At 66.1% G+C, this 24,147-nt stretch carries 21 protein-coding genes and 1 pseudogene; 9 read left to right on the top strand and 13 right to left on the bottom strand.

Features of this window, described 5'->3' with window-relative positions:
- On the bottom strand, window positions 1-495 hold the full coding sequence (locus NFC73_RS00525; RefSeq protein ID WP_254746756.1) for a cupin domain-containing protein: 495 nt from the start codon (window positions 493-495) through the stop codon (window positions 1-3).
- A 75-nt stretch (window positions 496-570) separates the two neighbouring features.
- Between NFC73_RS00525 and NFC73_RS00530 the strand changes: the two genes are divergently transcribed.
- From NFC73_RS00530 to NFC73_RS00540, 3 genes are all read left to right on the top strand, one after another.
- Window positions 571-1,188: a TetR/AcrR family transcriptional regulator gene (locus NFC73_RS00530; RefSeq protein ID WP_254746759.1), complete on the top strand. Its 618-nt coding sequence runs from the start codon at window positions 571-573 to the stop codon at window positions 1,186-1,188.
- 217 nt (window positions 1,189-1,405) lie between these two features.
- On the top strand, window positions 1,406-2,674 hold the full coding sequence (cobA, locus tag NFC73_RS00535) for a uroporphyrinogen-III C-methyltransferase (protein ID WP_254746762.1): 1,269 nt from the start codon (window positions 1,406-1,408) through the stop codon (window positions 2,672-2,674).
- Between the two features lie 99 nt (window positions 2,675-2,773).
- The gene (locus tag NFC73_RS00540; protein WP_254746765.1) at window positions 2,774-4,240 is read left to right on the top strand and encodes an FAD-dependent oxidoreductase; all 1,467 of its coding nucleotides are present in this window, start codon (window positions 2,774-2,776) and stop codon (window positions 4,238-4,240) included.
- A 92-nt stretch (window positions 4,241-4,332) separates the two neighbouring features.
- Here NFC73_RS00540 and NFC73_RS00545 read toward each other — a convergent pair whose 3' ends face one another.
- From NFC73_RS00545 to NFC73_RS00575, 7 genes are all read right to left on the bottom strand, one after another.
- Entirely contained in the window at window positions 4,333-5,709 is a 1,377-nt protein-coding gene (locus tag NFC73_RS00545; RefSeq protein ID WP_254746768.1) for an MFS transporter, read from the bottom strand.
- Window positions 5,710-5,833: 124 nt separating this feature from the next.
- Window positions 5,834-6,286, bottom strand: a complete 453-nt coding sequence (locus NFC73_RS00550; protein ID WP_254746771.1) for a MaoC family dehydratase — start codon at window positions 6,284-6,286, stop codon at window positions 5,834-5,836.
- Between the two features lies 1 nt (window position 6,287).
- The gene (locus tag NFC73_RS00555) at window positions 6,288-7,487 is read right to left on the bottom strand and encodes a thiolase family protein (protein WP_254746774.1); all 1,200 of its coding nucleotides are present in this window, start codon (window positions 7,485-7,487) and stop codon (window positions 6,288-6,290) included.
- Entirely contained in the window at window positions 7,487-8,263 is a 777-nt protein-coding gene (fabG, locus tag NFC73_RS00560; RefSeq protein ID WP_254746777.1) for a 3-oxoacyl-ACP reductase FabG, read from the bottom strand. The genes NFC73_RS00555 and fabG overlap by 1 nt, the downstream gene beginning before the upstream one ends.
- 32 nt (window positions 8,264-8,295) lie before the next feature.
- A complete protein-coding gene (locus tag NFC73_RS00565) occupies window positions 8,296-9,450 on the bottom strand; it encodes an acyl-CoA dehydrogenase family protein (RefSeq protein WP_254747511.1) in 1,155 nt (384 codons plus the stop codon).
- Between the two features lie 41 nt (window positions 9,451-9,491).
- Window positions 9,492-9,923 (bottom strand): acyl-CoA thioesterase, encoded by a 432-nt coding sequence (locus NFC73_RS00570; RefSeq protein WP_254746780.1) that lies wholly within the window; start codon window positions 9,921-9,923, stop codon window positions 9,492-9,494.
- Window positions 9,916-11,169, bottom strand: a complete 1,254-nt coding sequence (locus NFC73_RS00575; protein WP_254746783.1) for a CaiB/BaiF CoA transferase family protein — start codon at window positions 11,167-11,169, stop codon at window positions 9,916-9,918. The genes NFC73_RS00570 and NFC73_RS00575 overlap by 8 nt, the downstream gene beginning before the upstream one ends.
- Before the next feature lie 174 nt (window positions 11,170-11,343).
- Between NFC73_RS00575 and NFC73_RS00580 the strand changes: the two genes are divergently transcribed.
- Complete coding sequence (locus tag NFC73_RS00580; protein ID WP_254746785.1) at window positions 11,344-12,255, top strand: LysR substrate-binding domain-containing protein; 912 nt, start codon at window positions 11,344-11,346, stop codon at window positions 12,253-12,255.
- 123 nt (window positions 12,256-12,378) lie between these two features.
- Window positions 12,379-13,560: an acyl-CoA dehydrogenase family protein gene (locus tag NFC73_RS00585; protein ID WP_254746787.1), complete on the top strand. Its 1,182-nt coding sequence runs from the start codon at window positions 12,379-12,381 to the stop codon at window positions 13,558-13,560.
- 84 nt (window positions 13,561-13,644) lie between these two features.
- On the opposite strand, the pseudogene NFC73_RS20920 reads toward NFC73_RS00585, so the two are convergent.
- Window positions 13,645-13,743, bottom strand: a pseudogene (locus NFC73_RS20920) (DUF1206 domain-containing protein); the annotation flags it as partial.
- A 150-nt stretch (window positions 13,744-13,893) separates the two neighbouring features.
- Here NFC73_RS20920 and NFC73_RS00590 point away from each other — a divergent pair.
- Window positions 13,894-14,430: a hypothetical protein gene (locus tag NFC73_RS00590; RefSeq protein WP_254746789.1), complete on the top strand. Its 537-nt coding sequence runs from the start codon at window positions 13,894-13,896 to the stop codon at window positions 14,428-14,430.
- Between the two features lie 179 nt (window positions 14,431-14,609).
- On the opposite strand, the gene NFC73_RS00595 is transcribed toward NFC73_RS00590, so the two are convergent.
- From NFC73_RS00595 to NFC73_RS00605, 3 genes are all read right to left on the bottom strand, one after another.
- Window positions 14,610-15,794 carry an AI-2E family transporter gene (locus tag NFC73_RS00595; RefSeq protein WP_254746791.1) on the bottom strand — a complete coding sequence of 395 codons (1,185 nt, stop codon included), beginning with the start codon at window positions 15,792-15,794 and terminating at the stop codon, window positions 14,610-14,612.
- A gap of 211 nt (window positions 15,795-16,005) precedes the next feature.
- Complete coding sequence (locus NFC73_RS00600) at window positions 16,006-16,686, bottom strand: FadR/GntR family transcriptional regulator (RefSeq protein WP_254746793.1); 681 nt, start codon at window positions 16,684-16,686, stop codon at window positions 16,006-16,008.
- 6 nt (window positions 16,687-16,692) lie between these two features.
- Window positions 16,693-17,916 carry an MFS transporter gene (locus NFC73_RS00605; RefSeq protein WP_254746795.1) on the bottom strand — a complete coding sequence of 408 codons (1,224 nt, stop codon included), beginning with the start codon at window positions 17,914-17,916 and terminating at the stop codon, window positions 16,693-16,695.
- 166 nt (window positions 17,917-18,082) lie between these two features.
- Here NFC73_RS00605 and NFC73_RS00610 point away from each other — a divergent pair, with 166 nt between their 5' ends.
- Entirely contained in the window at window positions 18,083-19,711 is a 1,629-nt protein-coding gene (locus NFC73_RS00610; protein WP_254746797.1) for a CYTH and CHAD domain-containing protein, read from the top strand.
- 10 nt (window positions 19,712-19,721) lie between these two features.
- Here the strand turns inward: NFC73_RS00610 and NFC73_RS00615 are convergent, their stop codons facing one another.
- Window positions 19,722-21,158, bottom strand: coding sequence for a PucR family transcriptional regulator (locus NFC73_RS00615; RefSeq protein ID WP_254746799.1), 1,437 nt, complete (start codon window positions 21,156-21,158; stop codon window positions 19,722-19,724).
- Window positions 21,159-21,315: 157 nt separating this feature from the next.
- Between NFC73_RS00615 and NFC73_RS00620 the strand changes: the two genes are divergently transcribed.
- Both NFC73_RS00620 and gabT read left to right on the top strand, forming a co-directional pair.
- Window positions 21,316-22,746 (top strand): gamma-aminobutyraldehyde dehydrogenase, encoded by a 1,431-nt coding sequence (locus NFC73_RS00620; RefSeq protein WP_254746802.1) that lies wholly within the window; start codon window positions 21,316-21,318, stop codon window positions 22,744-22,746.
- Between the two features lie 28 nt (window positions 22,747-22,774).
- Window positions 22,775-24,145, top strand: coding sequence for a 4-aminobutyrate--2-oxoglutarate transaminase (gene gabT, locus NFC73_RS00625; RefSeq protein ID WP_254746806.1), 1,371 nt, complete (start codon window positions 22,775-22,777; stop codon window positions 24,143-24,145).
- Window positions 24,146-24,147 lie beyond the last annotated feature (2 nt).

The following is a 24,147-nucleotide window of genomic DNA, read 5'->3' on the forward strand; positions in this document are numbered from 1 at the left end:
CTAACCAGCAGGGAACGGCGGCGGCCCGACGATCTCGATGCCGCCGTTCAGCTGCCCTGATTCACGGATGCGGTCAAAGTCGACAATTCCAGTTCCTTCGCCGTCATCGAGCGGTTCGCTCGCGCCGAAGTAGAAGGCCTGGGCGCCGCCGGGGGTGTGCAGGCAGAGCACGCGGGTCCCCTCCTGGAGGACTTTGAAAGCGTGCGGGACACCTCGCGGCGCGATGGTCACGCCACCCGCTGCGACGACATGCTCCGTGCCGTCCATATTCATCAGGATCTCGCCGGCCAGGATGTACAGCGTTTCGTCGGAGTCCGGGTGGGTGTGCATCGGCGTCACCTTGTGCAGGGCCATCTCGACTTCGAAAAGCAGGAAGGCCCCCGCGGTGTCTTCCTCCGTGGCCTTCCAGGTCTGCACTCCGCCGCCGAAGAACCAGCGCCTGGCCCCTTCGCCGGGCTGGAGGACAACTGCGGATGCTGAGCTCTTCGTCTTCATGGTGGTTGCCTCGAGTGTGGTCGGAAGACTTATGGGACTGCTGTCCCACAACAAGACTGGAGTACCATGAAGAGCATGTCAAGACCCTACGCAGACGTCGGCCGCACGGGCCAGAAGCGCCGCACCCTTGATGCGCTGGTCGCTGCGGCGCGCCAGCTTGTGGCGGATGGCGCCGCGCCTACAGTGGACGACGCAGCGCTGGTGGCCGGGGTCGCCCGCAGCACCGCGTACCGGTACTTCCCTGGGCAGCGGGAGCTGCTGGCTGCCGCCCATCCGGAAACCGCCGCCACATCGTTGCTGCCCGAAAATCCGCCGGCCGACGTCGCGGAGCGGCTGGACGCCGTCGTTGTGGAGTTCACCCGGATGATCCTCGAAACCGAAGCGCAGCAACGGACCATGCTGCGGCTCTCGCTGGCGCAGACCGCCGACGAGCGCCGCAGCCTGCCCCTGCGCCAGGGCCGGGCCATCACGTGGATCGCCGAGGCACTGTCACCGCTCCAGGGTCAGATGGCGGAGACGGACATACACCGGCTGGTCCTGGCCATCCGCAGCGCCACCGGCATCGAATCACTGGCCTGGCTGACGGACATCGGCGGCCTGAGCCGCGACGAGGCCGTGGCCTCCCAGCGTTGGACCGCCCGAGCCCTTCTCCAACAGGCTTTGCAGCACGGAGCTCCGCCCACTGAGGACTAGCCCCGCCGGCAACCAAACAGGGGCACTTTGACACGGACGCGCCGGTGATCGAGCGGGGTATGGCCTTCATCGCGGCCAATGTGCCCCACGATGGCGCACCGATGGCGCACCGTGGCGGCCCGTGGCGGCCCGAACGTATGTGACGCAGAGTTACCTTACGTGAACTGGTGTTTCCGCTGCCGTTGTTGGTGAAACGGCGCGGCCCTACCGTTGATTCATGGCAATTCAGGATATTTACCCCACAGCACTGCGGCTGCTCGGCCGCCCCGTGCTGGTGGTGGGCGGTGGCCCTGTGGCAGCCCGCCGCGCCAAGGGTCTGCTCGACGCCGGTGCGAGGGTCACCGTCGTGGCTCCCGTTGCCTCCGCCGCGCTCCGGGAACTGGCCGACGCCGGCCTCCTCACCTGGGAGCCGCGCACTTACCTTTCGTCCGACGTCGACGGCGTCTGGTTCGTCCAGACGGCCACCGGCGATCCCGCCGTGGACACCCAGGTGGCGGCCGACGCCGAGGCGCAGCGCATCTGGTGCGTCAACGCCTCCGACCACGAAGCCTCAGCCGCGTGGACGCCCGCCGTCGCTGTGGTTGATGACGTGCAGATCGCCGTGAACGCCGGGGGCGACCCGCGCCGCGCCATGGCCCTGCGCGACGCCGTCGCCACCGCACTGGAGACCGGCGACCTCCCGCTGCGGCGCCGTCGGGCGTCTGCTGGCTCCGTTGCCCTTGTGGGTGGCGGGCCCGGCGACACCGGGCTCATCACCGTCCGCGGTCGCCGGCTGCTCGGCCAGGCCGACGTCGTGGTGGCAGACCGCCTCGGCCCGCGCGAACTGCTCAACGAACTGGCTCCCGACGTCCGCGTCATCGAAGTGGGCAAGACCCCCGGCCACCATCCCGTGCCGCAGGCGGAGATCAACCGCATCCTCGTCGACGAAGCCCTGAAGGGGCACCGCGTGGTCCGGCTCAAGGGCGGCGATCCGTACGTCCTGGGCCGCGGCGGCGAGGAAGCCGAATACTGCCGGCAGCACGGCGTCGAGGTGGAAGTGGTTTCCGGCGTGACGTCCGCGATCTCTGTCCCGGCCGCCGCCGGCATCCCCGTGACGCACCGCGGCCTGGCCAAGGGCTTCAGTGTGGTCACCGGCCACGAGGAGCTGTCCGAGGTCCCCGCCCGTGCAGATCACACCATCATCCTGCTGATGGGCGTGGCCGCACTTCGGGATTCCGCCGCTGCCCTGGCCGGCGCCGGTTTGCCTCAGGACACTCCAGTTGGCATCGTTGAGAACGGCTATCTGCCGGATCAGCGCGTGACGATCGGCACCCTCGGTTCCATCGCCGACCAGGCGGAAGCCACCGGCGTCGCAAATCCTGCCGTGATTGTGATCGGCGACGTGGTCCGCGTCAGCCCGTTCGCGCCGCCGCACTTCAGGACAGCGGACTACAGCACCACCACCCCGAACAGCCCCCGTACCACCGCAAGAGCCCTCACCACCTAGCCACCCACCCAACTAGGTAGCAGCAGATGTCGCTTTGAGCCCTCATAACGACATCTGCTGCTACCTAGTTGGGCCGGAACGAACAAAAGGAACACAGCCGTGTCATCAAGCACCTCCGTAGGATCTGCCGAGCGTCCGCTGCGCGTTGCCGTTGTGGGCTCCGGCCCGGCCGGCGTCTACGCCGCGGACATCCTCACCAAGAGCGAAGCCGTCAAGAGCGGCGAGCTGACCGTGAGCATCGACCTCTTTGACCGCTACCCGGCACCCTACGGCCTGATCCGCTACGGAGTGGCCCCGGACCACCCGCGCATCAAGGGCATCGTCAACGCCCTGCACAAGGTCCTGGACCGCGGCGACATCCGCTTCTTCGGCAACGTGGACTACGGCACCGACATCTCCATCGAGGACCTCCGCACACACTACGACGCCGTCATCTTCGCCACCGGCGCCATCAAGGACGCGGACCTGAACATCCCGGGCATCGAGCTGGACGGCTCCTACGGCGGCGCGGACTTCGTCTCCTGGTACGACGGCCACCCCGACGTCGCCCGCGAATGGCCGCTGGACGCCAAGGAAATCGCCGTGATCGGCAACGGCAACGTGGCCCTGGACGTGGCCCGTGTCCTCTCCAAGCACGCCGACGACCTCCTGGTCTCTGAAATCCCGGACAACGTCTACGCCGGCCTGAAGAACTCGCCCGTCACGGACGTGCACGTCTTCGGCCGCCGCGGCCCGGCCCAGGTGAAGTTCACCCCGCTGGAGCTCCGCGAGCTGTCCCATTCCAAGGACGTGGACATCATCCTCTACGCCGAGGACTTCGAGTTCGACGAGGAATCGGACCGCCTGATCCAGAGCAACAATCAGGTCAAGACCATGGTGGGCACGCTCACCAACTGGATCGCCGAGCAGCCCGAGGACCTCTCCGAGCTCACCGCCTCCCGCCGCCTGCACCTGCACTTCCTGCACAGCCCGGTGGAAATCTACGACGACGCCGCGACGCCGGGCAAGGTGGCCGGCATGAAGTTCGAGCGCACCGAGCTGGACGGCACCGGCAACGCCCGCGGCACCGGCGAGTTCGTGGACTACCCCGTCCAGGCCGTCTACCGCTCGATCGGCTACTTCGGCTCGGCCCTGCCGGAGATCGAGTTCGACCACAAGAAGGGCGTGGTACCGAACGACGGCGGCCGCGTCCTGGACGCCGCCGGCACCCACGTGCCGGGAATCTACGCCACCGGCTGGATCAAGCGTGGACCGGTGGGCCTCATCGGCCACACCAAGGGCGACGCGCTCGAGACCGTGACGTACCTGCTGGAAGACCGCGAAAACCTTCCGGTCGCCGCTGTTCCCGAAGCGGATGCCGTCGTCGAACTCCTCGACGCCCGCGGCGTGAAGTTCACCAGCTGGGAAGGCTGGCTGGCGCTGGACGCGCACGAGCTCGCGCTCGGTGCTGCGGCCACCGAGGCCGGCGGATCCCACGGCGTTGAAGTCAAGCGTGAGCGCATCAAGGTGGTGCCGCGCGAGGACATGGTGGCCATCTCCCGCGACGGCGTGGCCGCAAACGTCTAACCGGCGCCCCCAAAAGCAACGCGGGGTCACTCCCTGCCCAATAAACACGGTTTATTGGGCAGGGAGTGACCCCGCGTTGGTTTTATCTCCCGTCAGCAGGCATCCGCTTCCGAGTTGAGGTCCCGCCCCCTGGTCTCCGGTGCAAAGTACCCGGAAATCCAGCCGATGGCGGCGTAGCTCATGAGGATGGCGGCAACCGGAAGCCAGCCGGGGCCGGTGGCGGCCACCACCGCGGCCGCAATGATGGGGCCAAGCCCGCCGGAGAGCACTGATCCCACTTCCTTGACGGTGGTCATGAAGGAGAACCTGCGCTTGGAACCGAACATTTCCACCAGCCACGTGGACTCAACGCCATACATATTGGGAAGGGGGCCGCCAACGTAGATCACGAACACAAGTGCCACGAGTATGGGGTTCCGGGTTTCAATGAGGAGCATGGCCGGAATCGTGAACGCAAACTGGAACGCCGAGAGCCATAGCCAAACTTTTCTGCGGCCGAACCTGTCCGTGAGTTTGCCTGTCAGCAGGACCGTGGCGATGCCCATTATCGAACCAAGCATGACGCCCGTGGTGACGATGTTGGCATCCATCTTGACCACAGACACGGTCCATCCGATCAGGAAGCCCTTCACCAGATACACCGAGCCGTTCTCACCCAGCTTGATGCCCAAAGACACGAGGAACGGTTTCCGGGCATCGGCCACATCCCGCCACACGCCCTGCTGCTTTTCTTCCGCACGCAGCGCCGCCCTGCGTTCCTTGATTATCTCGAAGACCGGGGATTCGCTGATGGAGCGCCGCAGGTACAGGGCCATCAGCGTAGTGACGATGCTCAGCAGGAACGGAATACGCCAGCCCCAGCTCAGGAACTGGTCTTTGGGCAGTTGTGAAAGTAACAGCCACATGGAGCTGGCCAGCAGGACACCGGTGGCGGTTCCCATGGCCACCACCGCACCGTAAAAGCCACGGCGTCCGTTGGGTGCGGATTCCACCAGCAGCAGCGAAGCGCCGGAGAGCTCCGCGCCCGCACCGAACCCCTGGATCAAGCGCAGCAGCACCAGCATGATCGGCGCCCCGACGCCGATCTGGGCGTACGTTGGCAACAGGCCCATGCCCAGGGTGGCCACCCCCATCATGGCCAGCGTGATGATCAGGACGAACTTCCGGCCGTACCTGTCACCCAGATAGCCAAAGTAAATGCCACCCAGGGGCCGGACCAGGAATCCTGAACCGTAGGCCGCAAAACTGGCCAGCAGCGCCATGGCAGGGTCCGCGTTCGGAAAGAACAGCGGCCCGAAGACCAGGGCAGCCGCCAGCGTGTAGAGCGTGAAATCCATGTACTCCAGCGCCGAGCCAAGCCACGAGGATATGGCGGTGCGGCGAAGTTCAGCCGGAGGCACGTTCGGTTCCTGGACTGTGGTCTGCGGTGGTGAGGCCGCATTTTTTAACTGCAGGTTTTCTGTAGCCACGGAGGTTCTCCTTAGCGACGAGCCAGTTAGCAGGCTCTGCCGTAACGTCATTGTTCGGATGTGGCCCGGGCGAGAGGGAAATCCACCTCGCGGGCAGTGAATGTCTTGCGGTCCTGCCGGCGGGTCAGCTCCTCAGCAGGGCAACGGTCTCCGCGATGCAGGCAGGTTTGGCCGAGCCTTCAAGGTCGATCTCATGCAGGAAGACCAGCTGCCTCCCATGCTCGGTGGCGGTCACGGATTTCAACGTGAGCCGGTCCCGGATGCGCGAATTGACCGTGGCCGGAGCCGGGAACCTGACTTTATTCAGCCCGTAGTTGATCACCATCGCCGCGCCCTGGACCCTGTACACCTGGGCCCCAAGATACGGTAGCATCGACAGGCTCAGGTACCCGTGTGCAACCGTGGCACCGAAGGGTCCGCTGGCTGCCCGGTCCTCATCAACGTGTATCCACTGATGGTCCAGCGTGGCGTCCGCAAACGCCTGGATCTGTTCCTGTTGCAGCTGGTGCCAGCCGCTCACCCCGAGCTCCTGGCCCGCCGCTTCCTCAAGCTCCGCGGCGTTCTCAAAAATCCTCATCTCATACCCTTTCCAGCAGCATGGCCACGCCCTGCCCAAGGCCCACACACATCGTGGCCAGGCCCCGGGACGAGCCTTCGCGTTCCATCCGGCCCAGCAGCGTGACCACGATCCGTGATCCCGAGGAACCCAGCGCGTGCCCCAAAGCGATCGCGCCGCCGTCGTTATTTACGGTTCCTCCATCAAGTCCCAGCAGACGCATGCACGCCAACGACTGGGAGGCGAAAGCCTCATTGAGTTCGACGGCGCCAATACCGTCAAGCGTCCACCCCGCCTTCGCCAATGCCTTCTGCGTTGCCGGTACCGGCCCGATGCCCATCACTTCCGGGGCAACGCCGGCCACCTGGCTGGTGACTATCCTGGCCCGCGGCGTCAGCCCCCACCGCGCAACAGCCTCGCCACTGGCCACCACAATGGCCGACGCGCCATCGTTGAGGGGACTCGAATTCCCGGCCGTCACAATGCCGCCAGGCTTCACAATCGGCCGGAGCGCGGAGAGGGCGTCCAGACCGGAACCGCGCCGCGGCCCCTCATCCGTATCAACCAACGACGGCCCACTCCGGTGGCCAGGTACGGGTACGGGCACAATCTCATCCCGGAACCGGCCGGCGTCGATCGCGGCGAGCGCCCGGTCATGCGAGCGCAACGCAAACGCGTCCGCGTCCGCCCGGGAGATGCCCTCCCGTGCCGCCACTTCCTCAGCTGTTTCCGGCATGGTCATGGTGGCGTTGGGCCACTCCTTCATGCGCGGATTGACGAACCGTGCACCGATGGAGGTATCCGCGAGTTCACCGGGCTTGGCGAAGGGCTTCTCTGGTTTCGCCAGCACCCAGGGCGCCCGGGTCATGGATTCCACACCACCTGCCACCACGATGTCTGCGTCGCCGTTGCGCACAGACTGGGCGGCCATGCTGATGGCGGTCAGTCCGGAGGCGCAGAGACGATTGACGGTCACGGCGGGGACTGTGTCCGGGAATCCGGCCAGCAGCACGGCCATCCGGGCGACGTTCCTGTTGTCCTCTCCCGCCTGGTTCACACAGCCGAGGATGACTTCATCGACGCTCGACGCATCCAATCCAGCCCTGGCGACGGCCGCCCGAAGCACCAGGGCGGCCAGATCGTCCGGCCGGACTGCGGCGAGGGCGCCTCCGTACCGACCGACAGGCGTGCGGGCGCCGCCGACGAGAAAGGCTTCCGTCATCAGCGGGCACCGCCATTGATATAGAGGGTCTGCCCCGAAACGTAGGAGGAGTCGTCGCTGGCAAAGAAGGCGACGGCGGACGCTATCTCCTCGGGCTGGCCGACGCGTCCCAGGGGAGTCCGGGCGGCCACCTCTTCCTGGTGCTGGGCAGGGCTGCTCCCCACACGCTCCGCCGTTGCCGCGGTCATGGACGTGGCAATGTAGCCGGGGGCCACCGAGTTGACATTGATGTTGAACGGGCCCAGCTCAATGGCAAGCGTGGACGTCAGGCCCTGGATGCCGGCCTTGGCGGCGGCATAGTTGGCCTGACCGCGGTTCCCCAGTGCGCTGCGGCTGCTCAGGCAAACGATCTTGCCGTACTTGGCCGGCACCATGTAACGCTGCGCGGCCCGGGAGCAGAGGTAGGCGCTGGTCAGGTTTGTGGTGACCACGGCCTCCCACTCACTGAGGTTCATCTTGAAGAAGAGATTGTCGCGGGTGATGCCGGCATTGTTCACCAGGATGTCCAGGCGGCCGAACTCGTTGTGGATTTCTTCGAAAACACGATCAACGGCGGGCTCATCCGTGACGTCGCAGACGGCGGCAACGGCCTGGCCGCCCGCTGTCACCACCTCGCGGTGGGCGGAAATCTGCTGCGCTGTTGCCTTGGCGCCGTCCGCGTTGAGGTCCAGGACCACCACGGTTGCACCCTCGGTGGCGAGCCTCAGTGCGGTGGCGGCGCCGATTCCCTGCGCGCCGCCGGTGACAACTGCCACCCTGTTCTTGAATCTGCTCATGGCTTTTCCTTCGTTTGCGTTTTGGTCCGGGCCTAGCTGAAGGCTGAGATCCCGGTGATTTCACGGCCCACCAGGAGGGACTGGATGGAATCGGTGCCCTCGTAGGTGGAGACCACTTCCATGTCCGTCATATGCCGCGCCACGTGGTTTTCCAGCAGCACGCCGTTTCCGCCCAGCATGTCCCTTGCTTCCGAGCAGATCCACCGTGCCTTTTGTGCCGTGTGCATCTTGGCCAGCGAGGCCATCGGGCCGGTCATGCGGCCGTCCTCGGCCAGCACCGCCAACCTAAAGCAGATCAGCTGCATGGCGGTGAGCTCAGCCAGCATGTTGGCCAGCTTGTTCTGCACAAGCTGGAAACTGGCAATCGGCCTGCCGAACTGCTGGCGGGATTTTGAATACGCCACGGCCGCCTCGTATGCCGCAATTGCGTGACCAAGCGATTCCCAGGAGGCCCCGCTGCGGGTGGACGTCAGCACCCGGGTCACGTCCTTGAAGGAGTGGCACTCAGTAAGACGGTTCCGCGCGGGCACCCTGACGTTGTCCAGGGTGATGTCCGGCTGCAGGACGGCGCGCTTGCCGATCTTGCCGGTGATCACCTCGGTGCTGTAACCCGCAGGGTACGTGCCGTCGTCGTTCCTTTCCATCACAAAGGCCTTGACCTTTGCGTCGTCCGCATCGCGGGCAAAAATAATCACGACGTCGGCCATACTGGCGTTTCCGATCCAGCGTTTGCGCCCGGAGATGATGTAGCTATCGCCGTCACGCCGGGCGCTCGTTTCCAGGGCCACCGAATCTGACCCGTGGTCCGGCTCTGTCAGCGCGAAGGCGCCGATCTTTCCCAGCGCAGCCATTTCCGGGAGCCAGCGTTCCTTCTGTTCCTGGCTGCCCAGCATGTTGATGGTGCCCATGGCCAGGCCGGACTGGACTCCAAGGAAGGTGTTAACTGACCCGTCACCGCGTGAGATTTCGGTGGCCACCATACCGGCGGCGAGCCGGCTCAGCCCGGGGCAGCCGAAGCCCTGGATGGTGGACCCGATGATTCCGAGCGCCGCCAGTTTGGGGATGAGTTCGAACGGGAACTCTGCCCGTTCCCAGTAGCCATTGATGACAGGCAACAGATCCTTGTCCACAAAATTCCGGACCCTGCCCCTCAGCTCGCGCTCCTCGGCGGTGAGGAACTCGTCCATAAGGTAGAAATCCGTGCCGCTGTCGGCTTGGTCGGGTGTGATCACATCTGCTCCATTGGTTTGCGGGTGGAATGCTGGTGCGCTTCGGTTTGGAAGTCTTCAAGCCAGCGGCGTTCCGGTTCCTCAAGCGGCCGCGGCGCCCCGTTTTCCGGGATGACCGAAACGAGTACCGTCCGTCCGTCGACAGCAAGCAGGCCGTTTTGCCTGGCTTCACAGTTGAGGGTGAAGGAAGACGAACCGATCCTGGTAACCCAAAGGTCCACGGTCAGGTCCTCGCCATGGGTCACAGGTCTGCGGTAGTTCAGCTCGAGCGCGGCCACCACTGTGGGAGCGCCCGCCGGCCACGGATGACCCGACCGCCAGCGAATCCGCGATTCCTCCAGGAGTGTGACGACGGCGGCATGGTTAATGTGGCCGTTGAGGTCCTGGTCGGACCAGCGCGGGGAGACCATCGTTCGGAAGGGTTCAGGCATGGGCCAGGGCTTTCTGCGACTGGAGCCAGCCGCGGACCAGGTCCGAGCCGTTGTTCAGCTCCGGCGGCGCCAGCTCATAGTCGACGGGTGTGCGGGAGTAGGCCACTGGATGCCGGACCGTTGGGATCTTGCGCGATCCCGTACCCGCCAAGACCACCGGCTCCAGGCCGAGCCGCTCGGCAAATTCGATGCCGCCGCGGACGTCCTGGATGGGGGCGCACGGCAGCCCCGCGTCGGAGAGCTGCGTGAACCACTGATCGGCAGACTGGGAGGCCAGCCGGCTGTGGAGCATGTCGCGGAGCTCGTCCCGGTTGGCATTGCGCTGCAGCGTCTTGGCGAACTTCGGGTCCGCGGCCACTTCCGGCATTGCCAACGCTGCACAGAGTCTCGCGAACTGGGCGTCATTGCCGGTGGCGATGATGATCATGCCGTCGCCGGTCTGCATAGGCGCGTACGGGTACATGCTGGGGTGCTCATTTCCCATCCGGGTGGGCACCACGCCTCCTGTGACGTACGCCGCGGACTGGTTCACCATGCCGGAAAGGGCGGAGTTCAGGAGGTTCAGTTCCACGAGTTGGCCTTCGCCTGTCTGGTCCTTGTGGTGCAGGGCGCCCAGGATTCCGATAGCCGCGTGCAGGCCCGTGATGACGTCGAAGAGAGCCACTCCGGCACGAAACGGTTGCGTGTCCCGATCCCCGGTGAGGCTCATCATGCCCGAGGCTGCCTGCACCAGCAGGTCGTAGCCGGGGATGTGGGCTCCGGCACCAGTGCCGAAGCCGGTAATCGACGCGTAGATGATCTCCGGGTTCAGCTCCGCCGCTGTGGCATAGTCCAGCCCAAGCCGTTCCATATTTCCGGGCTTGAAGTTTTCAATCATCACATCGGAGGCACTCACCAGATCCCGGGCAACCTCGAGGTCCTTGGGATCCTTCAGGTCAAGGGCAATGGAGTGCTTGTTGCGGTTCACGGAGAGGAAGAAGGTGGCTTCACCATCGCGAACCGGTGGCATGTAGGAGCGGGTGTCATCACCGTCCGGGCCCTCGACTTTGATCACTGTTGCCCCCATGTCTGCCAGGAGCATGGTGGCGTATGGGCCTGCCAGCACGCGGCTGAAATCCGCAATGACGATCCCGCTGAGCGGACCGGAACCTGAGCGGCCGAAAACCTCATCAACTCCCCGTCTGCTTCGCGAGGCGCCACGGCCCGCACCTTCGCGGCCCGTTGGGTCGGTGATCGGCTGTTTCATCTGTTTCCTCCGGCGTGTGGTCTACGTCACCTAACCCTCGCAAGACTATTGATGCACGTCCAATACGTATTCGGTGTTGGATTGATACCCTAGGGTCATTACGATGACGGCGGACTGTTGGGTATGTTGGGCACATGAACAATGTCGTTTGCCGGGCCCGGAGCTAGCCAGACCGTGGAATTACACCAAATCCGGGCCTTCCTGGCCGTCGCCGAAGAGCTGCATTTTGGCAGAGCCGCAGCGAAACTGCACATGGCGCAGCCGCCCCTGAGCCGCGCAATCCAGCGGCTGGAGCACGAGCTCAAGGCCCCGCTTTTTATCCGCAGCACCCGGACCGTCCATTTGACGGCGGCAGGCGAGGCCCTGCTGGCACCTGCCCGGGACATCCTGGATGCCTGCCGGAGATCCGCCGTTGCGGTGGCATCGGTGGGCAAGGGTGAAACGGGACGCGTGCGGGTGGCGTTCGCAGGAGTTTCATCGCACGTTTTGATTGGCAAGCTCGCCAAGCTCGTCCGGGAGACCCATCCCGGCATCGAGTTTCAGCTCTACAGTTCAAATTTCGCGTTGCCGGCCATGGACAAGGTGATCAGCGGCGCCATGGAAGTTGGACTCGGCCGGTGGAACTTCATTCCGGCAGCCCTGGAATCACGGATTGTGGCCAACGAACGGCTGGTCATTGCCCTGCACGAGGGGCACCCGCTGAGCCACCGTACTTCGCTGCTGATGTCTGACCTGGAGGGACAGCCATTTGTCACGCTGCCCCAGCACCCGGGAGCCATCCTGCACGACTTTCTCCACCGACTGGCCAATGGCGCCGGCTACGCTCCGGCAATAGTGCAAATGGCCCCGGATTCCCAGACGCTGATGGCACTGGTGGCCGCAGAAATCGGAGTGGCGCTGACGGTCTCCTCGGTTCCGGATAATTTCCAATACCCGGGGTTGGTGTTCCTGCCGCTGGAGGACCCCGTGGAACCCATCCAGTTGCGGCTGGTGTGGCGCAAGGACAATAACAGCCCCGCGCTGCGCGAAGTGCTCAGGCTCTCGGAAGAAGTGCTGCCGACGCCCGGGCCGTCACCCGATTCATGACTTCGCGGTATCAGAGGATATCCCATTAAGTATTGGATCTGCAGTAATTCGGCTGGCACAGTGGTGAGCACTCGCTGGCTACCCGGAGTCGACCGGGTTGCGGCCCCACCCCAGGAGAATTCTGTGACCACAGCTGCGACCGTAACGCTGAACGATGACGTCCTCAATCTGGACAGTTTGCTGACCACTGACGAGCTGGCACTGCGCAGGGAAGTCCGCGGTTTTGTGGCAGAGCGCATCCGGCCCAACATCAACGCCTGGTACGAAGACGCCCATTTTCCGCTGGACCTGGTACCGGAGCTGGGGGAGCTGGGTGTCCTGGGCATGCATCTGAAAGGGTACGGATGTCCCGGCCGGACCGCCGTCGAATACGGCCTCGCCGCGATGGAGCTGGAAGCCGGCGATTCCGGCCTGCGAACCTTCGTCAGCGTCCAGGGATCCCTGGCCATGACCGCCATCCATAAGTGGGGTTCCGAGGAGCAGAAGAACGAGTACCTGCCGCCGATGGCGCGCGGTGAAGTGATCGGCTGCTTCGGACTTACCGAACCCACCGCAGGTTCGGATCCTGCCGGCATGGCCACCGTGGCCCGGTCGGACGGTCGCGGCGGATGGATCATCAACGGTGCAAAGCGCTGGATTGGCCTCGCATCCGTGGCTCAGCTTGCCGTCATCTGGGCTAATACCGACGACGGGATCCGCGGGTTCATAGTACCCACCGACACCGCCGGGTTTACCGCCACCCCCATTGGATCGAAGCTCTCCATGCGGGCCTCGATCCAATGCGACATCACCCTCGACGACGTGCGGTTGCCGGGTACGGCAATACTGCCGGCCGCCCGGGGACTCAGGGGGCCCTTTTCCTGCCTCAACGAGGCGCGCTACGGAATCATCTGGGGCGCCATGGGTGCTGCCCGCGATGCCTACGAAGCCGCCTTGGGCTACTCGCAGGAGCGGATGCAGTTCGGCAAGCCGCTGGCCGGGTACCAACTCACGCAGGAGAAGCTGGTGAACATGCTGTTGGAAATCCAGAAGGGCACGCTGCTGGCCATTCACACCGGCCGGCTGAAGGATGCGGGGGCGCTGGAACCGGTCCAGGTCTCCGTAGGCAAGCTGAACAACGTGCGCGAAGCCATTGCCATCTGCCGGGAGGCGCGGACCATTCTTGGTGGCAACGGCATCACCCTGGACTATTCACCGCTGCGGCATGCCAACAATCTCGAATCCGTCCGCACCTACGAGGGAACAGACGAAGTGCACACCCTGATTCTTGGAAACCACATCACCGGCGTGTCAGCGTTCCGCTAGCCACGCGTCGGCAATCGCGCGTTCCAGGCGTCCTCGGCCGGGGAGTTGAACTGTTGACATGGCTTTCTTTTTCCTTGGGGGTTGCATCCTGCCAAACCGGGCCCGGACCAGCGCGAACAGGCCGTAGCAGATGAAGCCCGCCCCGATGGCGAGGCGCAGGTGCGGGCCGAACGGATGGCGACGATGTTACGCGGAGTCCAGCTGAACGTCGGGCTTTCGCAATATTACTAAGTGTGCTTACGATGGCATGACCATGACTTCGATGGGACACAGGCCAGTACAGACCGCACCAGCGGCATCTCGGAAGCAAGTTCGACGTTAGGAAGCCACAACATGGCAGGAAATCTTTTTGCCCGGTCCATTCACGATCTGAGCGCTGCGGCATGGTTCGGCGGCGCGCTGATGGGAGCCATCGGCCTGAACGGGGCGACGGCGGAGGCCAAGGATCCGACGGAGCGCACCCGACTTTCGAGTGCGGGCTGGATGAAATGGGCTCCGGTCCAGACGGCGGCTTTCGCCTCCCACCTCGTGGCTGACCTCGCCATCGCCTGGGAGAACAAGGGGCGCATCGCCAAGCAGGATGGCGTTGCACGCGACACCGCCATCAAGACAGCCGTGACGGTCGCCGGTGCCGCCGTGACGCTCTACGCCGGCATCCTTGGCAAGAAGGTGGAGAAGCTCGCGGACCAGGGCAGCGAGGGCGCCACCGAACCCAGGCCAGGAGCCTCGGACGAGTTGAAATCAGCGCAGGAGCAGCTCAAGGTGCTGCAGTGGGCCATTCCCGCCTTCGCCGCGGCCGTGATTATCCTTGGCGCGAAGCACGGCGAGATGCAGCGGCCCAAGAACGTGTTCCAGGGCCTCCGCCCCTAAGCGGTAGCGGCAGCACTAAGACGCGGCAACGCCCGACGGCGGTCCGGCACCCAGGTGCCGGACCGTCGTCGTACGTTGTGGTTGCGACGCGCACAACGGCTGGCGACGCGCAGAAGAGCTGGCGCACCCGATATTTCCGGTGCGCCACGGAATAGGCGCGTCGATTTTGAAAATCCGGCTCAGGCCAGCTGGCTGTTGGGCGGCCGGAGGTCCGGATTCATGTCCTCAGGGTTTGGATCCTCAGCGGTCCACACCTGAATGACAGCCCAGATGACGGCCGCCATCGGGACGGACAGGACCGCGCCGATGATGCCCGCCAGGATGGTGCCGGCAGTCAGCGCCATCAGGATCACCAGGGCGTGCAGCTGGAGTGACTTGCCCATCACGATCGGCTGCAGCAGGTCGCCTTCCAACTGGTTCACGGCGATCACCACGGCCACCACGATCAGCGCCACCACCGGACCGTTGGCCACGAGGGCCACCAGGGCCGCGAGGATGCCGGCCACTGTGGCTCCCACCAGCGGGATGAAAGCAGTCATGAAGATGATGATGGCCAGCGGGAACGCCAGCGGAACCTGGAGGATCAGGAGCGCCGCGCCGATTGCCACGGCATCCACCAGGGCCACGATGGCGGTGCCGCGGACGTAGCCGCCCAGGACTTCGAGCGTGCGGCTGCCCACCCGGCGGAGTTTTGCTTCCCGCTGCCCGCTGAAGGGACGCAGGAAGAAGTTCCAGATTTTCGCGCCGTCCTTGAGGAAGAAGAACAGGATCACCACCATCAGGGCACTTCCGGCCAGGAACTCCGTCACCACGGACAGTCCGGTGATGGCACCCGAGCGGACCTGGCTGCTGGTGGCAAACTGAATGATCCCCTCCCGGGCCTGGTCCAGCTGCTCCCGGTCGATCGGAACCGGACCGGTGAGCAGGAACTGCTCCAGCTCGTCCAGTCCCGAGGAGGCCTGCTGCGCCAGCTCGGCCCACTGGCTCCGGACGGAGAAGTAGATGACCGTCCCAACGCCTGCCAGCAGGAGCAGGAGCGCCACAAACGCCACTCCCGTGGCCGCGGCGCCCGGCAGGCCGCGGCGGCGGAGCACGTTGACGAACGGGCCGATGGCCGCGGCAAGGATCAGGGCAATCAGGACCGGAATGACCAGAAGCTTGATCTGCATCAGGGCGTACACCGAGGCCACGGCCACTGCCAGGATCAGCAGGACCTGGGCCGAACGGATCCCCACTCTTCCGAGTCCATCGGCCCACAGCGCGCCGGGCGGCTTCCGCTCCCGCGGCTTCGCCGGCGTCACTTCACCCGGGGCTTCTTCGCCCGGCGTCTCTTCGTTCGGGGCCGGGTGGGTTGCTCGTGACATCGAAACTCCTGGTCATCGGCTGGCATCCAGGATGCGGGCGGCACCCGGGGCGTAACTACCTGCGTCAGGTAGTAAGCCTACTGATGGGGCTGGCCTGCGGAGAACCCCGCCTCCGCGCGCCCCCCTGAAACTAGGTCGCAGTAGGTGTCGTTATCAGCGCTCATAACGACACCTACTGCGACCTAGTTGGGCCACCAGGCAGGAACTGGGCCTACGCCCGCAGCCACTCCGCGCAGGTGTTCAGGTTCTGGTTGACGCTGGCCACCGCGGCGTCGGCGTCGTGGGCCTCGATCGCGTCCACCAGGGCGCCGTGGCCTTCGTACGTGAGGCCGTCCAGTCGGCCCTTGCGTTGCTGCTTGAGCAGGTCCTGGTGGAACACGTCGCCGAAACTGACGTAGAGCTCGTGCAGCAGCGGGTTCCCGGTGGCCTGGGCCACGCGCGCGTGGAAGTGCCAGTCGGCCCGCGCCCAACCCTCGACGTCACCGGCGTTCCAGGCGACTTCCCGGGTGGCGAGGACAGCGCGGAGGGCGGCGACGTCGTCGGCCGTTGCGTTCCGGGCGGCCAGGCGCGCGGCCTGGGTGTCCAGGCCCAGCCGGACCTCGAGGATGTGTTCGTCCGAGTGGTCCTGGTACATGCGCCGGGCGGCGCCGGACATCTCGCTGGTGGCGCGGACGTAGGTGCCGTCGCCCCGGCGGACCTCCAGCATCCCGCTGTGGGCCAGGGCCCTGATGGCCTCGCGCAAGGTGCCGCGCGAGACGCCCAGGCCCTGCATCAGTTCCGGCTCGGCGGGGATGCGCTGGTCAAGGGGCCACTCGCCGGAGTGGATCATCTGCCGGAGTTTGGCGGTGACCTCGTCGGCGAGGGGCTGGCGGTGTGAAGTGCTCAGGGTCATGGCGTCCTACTTCTTCAGGCCGGACAAGGGGGCACGCGAGATGAGGTGGGCCACCACCACTTGGACCACGGCGATGACCAGCAGGATTGCCAACGGTAGGGTCCAGCTGCCGGTAGCACCGAACAACAGTCCCGCACCGAAGGGACCTGCTGTTGCCAGCAGGTAGCCGGTGGACTGCGCCAGGGTGGACAGGGCGGTGGTCTCGGCCGTGCTGGTACCGCTCCGGCTGATCATTACCATCACGAGCGGGAAAATTCCCAGGCCGAATCCGAGCAGGACGGCGGGAATGATGGCCAGGTCCACCGGCAGGAACAGCAGCGACGCCATCCCGGCCACCATCATGAGGCTGACCAGATACAGTGCGGGGCGCAGCATTCGGGGCCGGGAGCCAATGGCGATCACCAGCATGCCGGCCGGCACGGAGACCAGCTGCATCAGACCATACAGCAGGCCGCTGTCCGCCGCGTTGAGCCCCATGCTGATCAGGATGGAAGGGAACCAGCTGATCAGTGAGTAGGCGAGCAGCGCCTGGAGGGCGAAGATGGCGGTCAGCAGCTGGCCCTTCCGGGTACGCAGCAGTGGCCACGGGGAAATGCGGGGTGCCGTGCTCCGGACGCTGGTGCGGTGCGCCTGCAGAACGACGGGCAGGAAGCCCAGGAAAGCAGCTACCGCCAGGAATCCGATCGCGCCCACCGCGGCGGACGGCGAGCCGAGCGTCAGTGCCAGCGGGACCACGGCGACGGCGGTGACGGTGGCGCCGGTGGTCATGGTGACGGTGTACAGCGCCGTCATCGCCGACGTCCGGCGGGCAAAATGCTCGCGGATGAACGACGGCATGGCCACGTTGCAGACCGCCAGGCCGGACATCCCCACCACGGTGCCCGCCACCAGCATGCCCGTTGCCGGTATCCCGCGGAGCAGCAGCCCGCCTGCCAGGAATCCAAGTGCCAGCAGGATGGCCTTCTCGACGCCGAGCCGCCCGGTCAGCCACGACGTCGCCGCGCCCGCCACCGCAAAACAGAGCGTCGGGATGGACGGAATGAGCGCCGCCACCAGCGGTCCGTAGCCCAGGACCTGCTGAAAATCATGGAGGAGGGCAGACGCGCCCGCGATCCCCGCCCGCAGGTTCAGCCCAATCAGCACGAGCGCAATGACTCCGAAGACGACTGCGGAGCGCGGTTTGGGCGGCGCGTCGGACAGCGTCGGGGCATCTGAAGGGGCAACAGTCATGTCTTAAGGTTAGACGTTTGACGTTTGATGTCTAGGGTTCTGTGGTGAACCTCTCCCGGCCGTTAATGTTGCGGGCATAGACTCGGGCCACCAGAGTTCAGCCACCGGCTCAAGGGAAATCGCCCGGCAGGATCTGGCGCCCATCAACGTGGAAGGACGGCCGGTCATGGCTTCGCAGGCAGTTGAGGTCGAAAAGAAGTACGACGTCGGTCAGGACGCCGAGGTGCCGTCGCTCGCGGAGATCCCCGGGGTCACCCGGGTGGGGGAGCCCCACGTGGACACCCTGGAAGCGGTGTATTTCGACACGCAAACCCACACGCTCGCCTCCCGTGACATCACGCTTCGCCGCCGCACCGGCGGAGTCGACGCCGGCTGGCACCTGAAGCTGACCGCGGACGGCCCCGGACCCGACGAAGAGTCCGGCGACGCAGCACGCGGCTCCGGCTCTGAACCCCGGCGGCGCCGCGAGCTGCACGCCCCGCTGGGCCAGCCCGGCGTCGTTCCTGACAGCCTGTTGGCGCACGTGCTGGCCTACCTCCGCGGCGAGGACGCCGCCCCGGTGGTCCGGCTGAAAACCCAGCGGACCACCTATGCGTTATATGGCGAGGACGGTGTCCACCTGGCGGACCTGGCGGATGACCGCGTGAGCGCAGAGCTGCTCGGTGCTGCGGGCGCCGCGGCGGGGGACACGGCGGCGCCCGAGGGCGAGGCCCGGACGCGGCACTGGCGTGAATGGGAGCTCGAGCTGGTGCACGGGAGTCCTGAACTGTTCCCGGCCGCTGAGGAAATCCTGGCGGCCGCCGGGGCGCACCCGGCCAGGCACGGCTCCAAGCTGGCAAGAGTCCTGGCACTGCCTGCCAGGGAGTCCGGTAGCGCTGCCGGCCCGGAGAGTCCCGGCCCGAAAAGTCCTGGCAAAAAGGGGCCTGTGTCGGACCTCCTGACCGCCTACCTGGCTGGGCAGACCAGGGAGATCCTGGCGCACGATCCCGGCGTCCGCCTGGAGGAACCCGAGGCTGTGCACGACCTCCGCTCGGCCACCCGTCGGGCCCGTTCGGCGCTGCAAGCCTACCGACGGTTCTACAATGCCCTGGCTGTGCGGCACCTCGGTACCGAGCTCAAATGGCTTGGCCGCGTGCTGGGCGTGCCGCGGGACGCTGAAGTCATGCTGGACCGCCTTCGCGGGCATATGGCGGAGCTGCCCCCGGTACTGGCTTCGGCGGTGAAGGGCCGGCTGGAGGATGACCTGGGAGCGAGCCGGGACGCAGCCCACCGGAAACTCCAGATGGCGATGGTTTCCGCGCGCTATTTCCAACTCCTGGACGGCCTCGAGGCGTTCCTTGACAACCCGCCGGTCCGCCCGGGCGCTTCAGCCCCGGCCCGCAAGGCGGCGGTCAAGCTGGTGGCCAAGGCAGCCAAGAGGCTGGAGCGCGCGGCCAGGACAGCCAAGCGGACACGCAGGGGAGCCGAGCACGAGACGGCGCTGCACCAGGTGCGCAAGGACGCCAAACGGCTGCGGCACGTGGCGGAGTCCGTGGAGCCGGTCCACGGCAAGCACGCCACGAAAATCGCCAAGGCCGCGCACCGCCAGCAGCAGATCCTCGGCGATTTCCACGACAGCGTGGTGGCCCGGGACCTGCTGGCCAAGCTGGCGGCGGCGCCGGACCTGCCCGAGTCCGTCGCATCGGCCTACGTCACGCTCCATACCCGGCAGGTGCAGCTCGCGGCCGACGCCGAAGCTGAATACCTGAAGGAACGCAAGAAGTCCCGCAAGGTCCTGCGGGGGAAGGTCATTTAGGGCAGCGGGCCTACCTGGCCTGCCGCGCTCCGAGCCGCGACACGGCGAGCGCCAGCCACAGCTGCACACGGTCCGCCGTGACTGAAGGATCGTAGCCGGTGAGCTCGGTGATCTGCGCCAGCCGGTACCGCACGGTGTTCCGGTGCAGTGTCAGGGCTTCGGCGACGGCGGCCACGGAACCGTTGTTGTTCAGGTAGCTTTCCAGGGTGGTCACCAGCTCCGCACCGTGGGCGGCGTCGAACGCGCGCAGCGGGTTCAGCGACTCGTGGGCCATGTCGGCCAGGGGAACGTCTTCGCTGGCCAGCAGCAGGGAGGTCAGGCTCAGGCGTTCCGGCTCGTTCACCGGCAGCCCGTGGCTGGCCGCATCGCGGGCCTCGAAGTAGCTCCAGCGCAGGCCGTTGGGCTTGGTGTACGCGCCGCCGATGCCGATCGTGGCGTGGATCCCGGCCTCAGCCAGGTGATCGCTGAGGCGCCTGGCCAGCGCAGGTGCCGCGCCGCCGTCGTCGTTAATCACCACCGCCAGGTCCTTCCCGACGACGGCGGCCACCGCGTTCTCCAGCGGCTGCGGCACCGAGGTGCTCACCAGGGCCTTGTGATGGGCGGCGGACACCGCCAGCAGCACCACGTTTTTGCGTGTGCTGTTCAGGCCCACGCCGGCGAGCCGCCGCTGGGCCTCGCTGGTCTCCAGGGCGCCGTGGATGACGTCCTCGAGCACCTGGCCGCACAGGGCGCGCTGGGCCTGGCGGTGCTTGACCATGTTGTTCAGCTCCACGCTGATCAGGTTCTGGGCGTAGCCGATGATGCCCGAATCCTCGAACGGCTGGCGGACCCACAGCGTGCAGGCATCACGGCGGCCGGTGGGGATGGGGTAGGACGTCCACGTGTCCGCGGAGGGGGGTTCGGCGCCGCTGTTGTACAGGTGGGCGGTGAACTGGGTGAGTGCAATTTCAGTCCGCAGCATCCCGCCCAGATGCTTCAGGAGCTGGGTGAGGCCGCCGCCGGTGAGGAGGGCGCGGGCCAGGATCTGGTGGCCCGCGATCAGGCGCTCCAGCTTGGCGACATGATCAGCGGCCTGCGCTTCCGCCACCAGCTTGCCGATGGCAATGAACGGAGTCTCGTACGGCACCTGGACGATCGGCAGCCCCCAGCGGTTGGCTTCGGCAATCAGGGCCGGCGGGACGGCGTCGTGCGTCAGTCCTGTCCCGAACCCGATGCCCACTGCTCCGGCGCGCTGGACCTGCCGCACGAAGCGCCGCTGCTCGGGCGCGGACCGCAGGCGCATGCCGGTGGTGAGCACCAGTTCGCCGCCGCTGAGGAAACGCTGCGGGTCCTCCAGCTCCGTGACGGCGACCCAGTTGATGTCCTCGTGCCAGGTGGTCTCGGCAAGGCCTGCATTGGACAGGTGGAGGGAGTGCACGCCGAGCAGGGTGGCGAGGGAAATGGCCATGGAACAAGGATAGACGGACGCTGGTCAACCGCACTAAACATTGCGGCCAAAGGTGTGCAGGTGGCTATTCCCCGGGGGGAAGGTGCTGGCATAGGCTCAAGGCAGTCGCAACCATCCGCTTCGCAGCTGATGTTCCCTATGAAAGAGGTTGTACACCGTGGTTCATACCTTGCAGAACTTCATCAATGGTGAGTTCGTCACGCCCGCGGGCACCGCCCTGCTGGACATCGTTAATCCCACCAACGGCGAGGTAGTGGCGCAGTCTGCCGTCTCCATCCAGGCCGACGTCGACGCCGCCATGACCGCGGCCAAGGACGCCTTCAAGACCTGGAAGCACGTCACCCCCGGGCAGCGCCAGCTGATGCTGCTCAAGCTCGCGGACGCCGTTGAAGCCCACAGCGACGAACTTGTGGAGGCGCAGCACCGCAACACCGGGCAGGTCCGCTCCCTCATTGCCTCCGAGGAAATTGCCGCCGGCGCCGACCAACTCCGCTTCTTCGCCGGTGCCGCGCGCATCCTGGAAGGCAAGTCGGCGGGCGAGTACTTCGAAGGCCACACCTCCTACGTGCGCCGCGAACCCATCGGAGTGGTGGCCCAGGTTGCGCCCTGGAACTACCCGTTCCTGATGGCCATCTGGAAGATCGGCCCTGCGCTCGCCGCCGGCAACACCGTGGTCCTCAAGCCCTCCGACACCACCCCCGAATCCACCCTGGTGCTGGCCCGCCTGGCCGGTGACATCCTGCCTGCCGGCGTGCTGAACGTGGTGCTGGGAACCGGCGAAACCGGCGCCATGATGGTGGAACACCGGGTCCCCGGCCTGGTCTCCATCACGGGCTCGGTCCGCGCCGGCATCGCCGTGGCCTCCGGGGCCGCGAAGGGCCTCAAACGCGCCCACCTGGAGCTCGGCGGCAAGGCTCCGGCCATCGTCTTCAAGGACGCCGACATCAAGAAGAGCGCGGCGGCCATCGCCGAGTTCGCCTTCTTCAACGCCGGCCAGGACTGCACCGCCATCACGCGCGTGCTGGTGGAGGACTCGGTCCACGACGACGTCGTGGCAGCCATGGTGGAACACACCAAGACCCTGCACACCGGCTCGCAGAACGACGAAGACAACTACTTCGGCCCGCTGAACAACGTGAACCACTTCAACGCCGTCACCTCTGTGGTGGAGCACCTCCCGGAAAACTGCAAGATTGTCACGGGCGGGCACCGCGCCGGGGACAAGGGCTTCTTCTTCGAACCCACCATCGTCACCGGCGCCAAGCAGACGGACGACATCGTCCAGAAGGAAACCTTCGGCCCGGTCATCACCGTGCAGAAGTTCTCCTCCGAGGCGGAGGCACTCGAGCTGGCGAACGACGTCGAATACGCCCTCGCCTCCAGCGTCTGGACATCCGACCACGGCACCGCCATGCGGATGAGCCGCGACCTGGACTTCGGCGCGGTCTGGATTAACACCCACATCCTCCTCACGGCCGAAATGCCCCACGGCGGCTTCAAGCAGTCCGGCTACGGCAAGGACCTCTCCATGTACGGCGTCGAGGACTACACGCGCATCAAGCACGTTATGTCCGCGCTCGACGCCTAATCCCCACGCTTTCAAGAAAGGCCCTCCCATGAGCACCACAGCAAGTGAAATCACCTTCCGCCTGGAACAGAAGCGCCGTGTCCAGGCCGACTTCCCGGGCCCCAAGTCCATCGCCCTGACCGAGCGCCGCAAGGCAGTGGTCGCCGCTGGTGTCGCGTCCGCCGTTCCGGTCTACGTTGCGGACGCCGACGGCGGCATCATCCACGACGTCGATGGCAACTCCTTCATCGACCTCGGCTCGGGCATCGCGGTGACCAGCGTCGGCGCGTCCGATCCCGCCGTCGTCGGGGCCGTGAAGGAAGCCGTGGAGCACTTCACCCACACCTGCTTTATGGTCACCCCGTACGAAAGCTACGTGGCACTCGCCGAGCAGCTCAACCGCCTGACCCCGGGCGACCACGAGAAGCGGACCGTGCTGTTCAACTCCGGCGCCGAGGCAGTGGAGAACGCCGTCAAGGTGGCACGCCTCGCCACCGGGCGTGACGCCGTCGTCGCCTTTGACCACGCCTACCACGGCCGCACCAACCTGACCATGGCGCTGACCGCGAAGGCCATGCCGTACAAGACCAACTTCGGCCCGTTCGCGCCCGAGGTCTACCGCATGCCCATGAGCTACCCGTACCGCGAGGAGAACCCCTCGATCACCGGTGCCGAGGCCGCCAAGCGCGCCATCACCATGATCGAGAAGCAGATCGGCGGCGACCAGGTTGCCGCGATCATCATCGAACCCATCCAGGGCGAGGGCGGCTTTATCGTCCCCGCCGAGGGCTTCCTGCCCGCGCTGGCCGCCTGGGCCAAGGCCAACGGCGTCGTGTTCATCGCCGACGAGGTCCAGTCCGGCTTCTGCCGCACCGGCGAATGGTTCGCGGTCAACCACGAGGACGTTGTTCCAGACATCATCACCATGGCCAAGGGCATCGCCGGCGGCATGCCGCTCTCCGCGATCACCGGCCGTGCTGACCTGCTCGACGCCGTCCACCCGGGCGGACTGGGCGGCACCTACGGCGGCAACCCGGTGGCGTGCGCTGCCGCATTGGCCGCGATCGGGTCCATGGAGGAGTACAACCTCGCCGGGCGCGCCCGCCACATCGAATCGCTCGCCACGGGACGCCTGCAGGAACTGCAGGCCGAACTGGCCGGCGCCGGGAAGTCCGTGATCGGCGACATCCGCGGCCGCGGCGCGATGCTGGCCGTGGAACTGGTCCAGGCCGGCTCCAAGGAGCCCAACCCGGAGCTGACCAAGGCTGTGGCCGCTGCCTGCCTCAAGGAGGGTGTCATCATCCTCACCTGCGGCACCTACGGCAACGTCATCCGCCTGCTGCCCCCGCTGGTCATCACCGACGACCTGCTGAACGACGGCCTGGACGTCCTGGCCGCGGCCATCAAGGCCAACGCCTAGGA

Source organism: Pseudarthrobacter humi (genome assembly GCF_024294965.1).
Taxonomy (GTDB): domain Bacteria; phylum Actinomycetota; class Actinomycetes; order Actinomycetales; family Micrococcaceae; genus Arthrobacter; species Arthrobacter humi.

What these genes read in the sequence shown, in the direction of transcription:
- NFC73_RS00575 (WP_254746783.1), bottom strand. Translation starts at nt 11,169, where the DNA reads ATGAAACAGCCGATCACCGACCCAACGGGCCGCGAAGGTGCGGGCCGT.
- NFC73_RS00555 (WP_254746774.1), bottom strand. Translation starts at nt 7,487, where the DNA reads ATGACGGAAGCCTTTCTCGTCGGCGGCGCCCGCACGCCTGTCGGTCGG.
- NFC73_RS00600 (WP_254746793.1), bottom strand. Translation starts at nt 16,686, where the DNA reads ATGACCCTGAGCACTTCACACCGCCAGCCCCTCGCCGACGAGGTCACC.
- NFC73_RS00550 (WP_254746771.1), bottom strand. Translation starts at nt 6,286, where the DNA reads ATGAGGATTTTTGAGAACGCCGCGGAGCTTGAGGAAGCGGCGGGCCAG.
- NFC73_RS00570 (WP_254746780.1), bottom strand. Translation starts at nt 9,923, where the DNA reads ATGCCTGAACCCTTCCGAACGATGGTCTCCCCGCGCTGGTCCGACCAG.
- NFC73_RS00525 (WP_254746756.1), bottom strand. Translation starts at nt 495, where the DNA reads ATGAAGACGAAGAGCTCAGCATCCGCAGTTGTCCTCCAGCCCGGCGAA.
- NFC73_RS00565 (WP_254747511.1), bottom strand. Translation starts at nt 9,450, where the DNA reads ATGGACGAGTTCCTCACCGCCGAGGAGCGCGAGCTGAGGGGCAGGGTC.
- NFC73_RS00595 (WP_254746791.1), bottom strand. Translation starts at nt 15,794, where the DNA reads ATGTCACGAGCAACCCACCCGGCCCCGAACGAAGAGACGCCGGGCGAA.
- NFC73_RS00610 (WP_254746797.1), top strand. Translation starts at nt 18,083, where the DNA reads ATGGCTTCGCAGGCAGTTGAGGTCGAAAAGAAGTACGACGTCGGTCAG.
- NFC73_RS00605 (WP_254746795.1), bottom strand. Translation starts at nt 17,916, where the DNA reads ATGACTGTTGCCCCTTCAGATGCCCCGACGCTGTCCGACGCGCCGCCC.
- gabT (WP_254746806.1), top strand. Translation starts at nt 22,775, where the DNA reads ATGAGCACCACAGCAAGTGAAATCACCTTCCGCCTGGAACAGAAGCGC.
- cobA (WP_254746762.1), top strand. Translation starts at nt 1,406, where the DNA reads ATGGCAATTCAGGATATTTACCCCACAGCACTGCGGCTGCTCGGCCGC.
- NFC73_RS00615 (WP_254746799.1), bottom strand. Translation starts at nt 21,158, where the DNA reads ATGGCCATTTCCCTCGCCACCCTGCTCGGCGTGCACTCCCTCCACCTG.
- NFC73_RS00530 (WP_254746759.1), top strand. Translation starts at nt 571, where the DNA reads ATGTCAAGACCCTACGCAGACGTCGGCCGCACGGGCCAGAAGCGCCGC.
- NFC73_RS00590 (WP_254746789.1), top strand. Translation starts at nt 13,894, where the DNA reads ATGGCAGGAAATCTTTTTGCCCGGTCCATTCACGATCTGAGCGCTGCG.
- fabG (WP_254746777.1), bottom strand. Translation starts at nt 8,263, where the DNA reads ATGAGCAGATTCAAGAACAGGGTGGCAGTTGTCACCGGCGGCGCGCAG.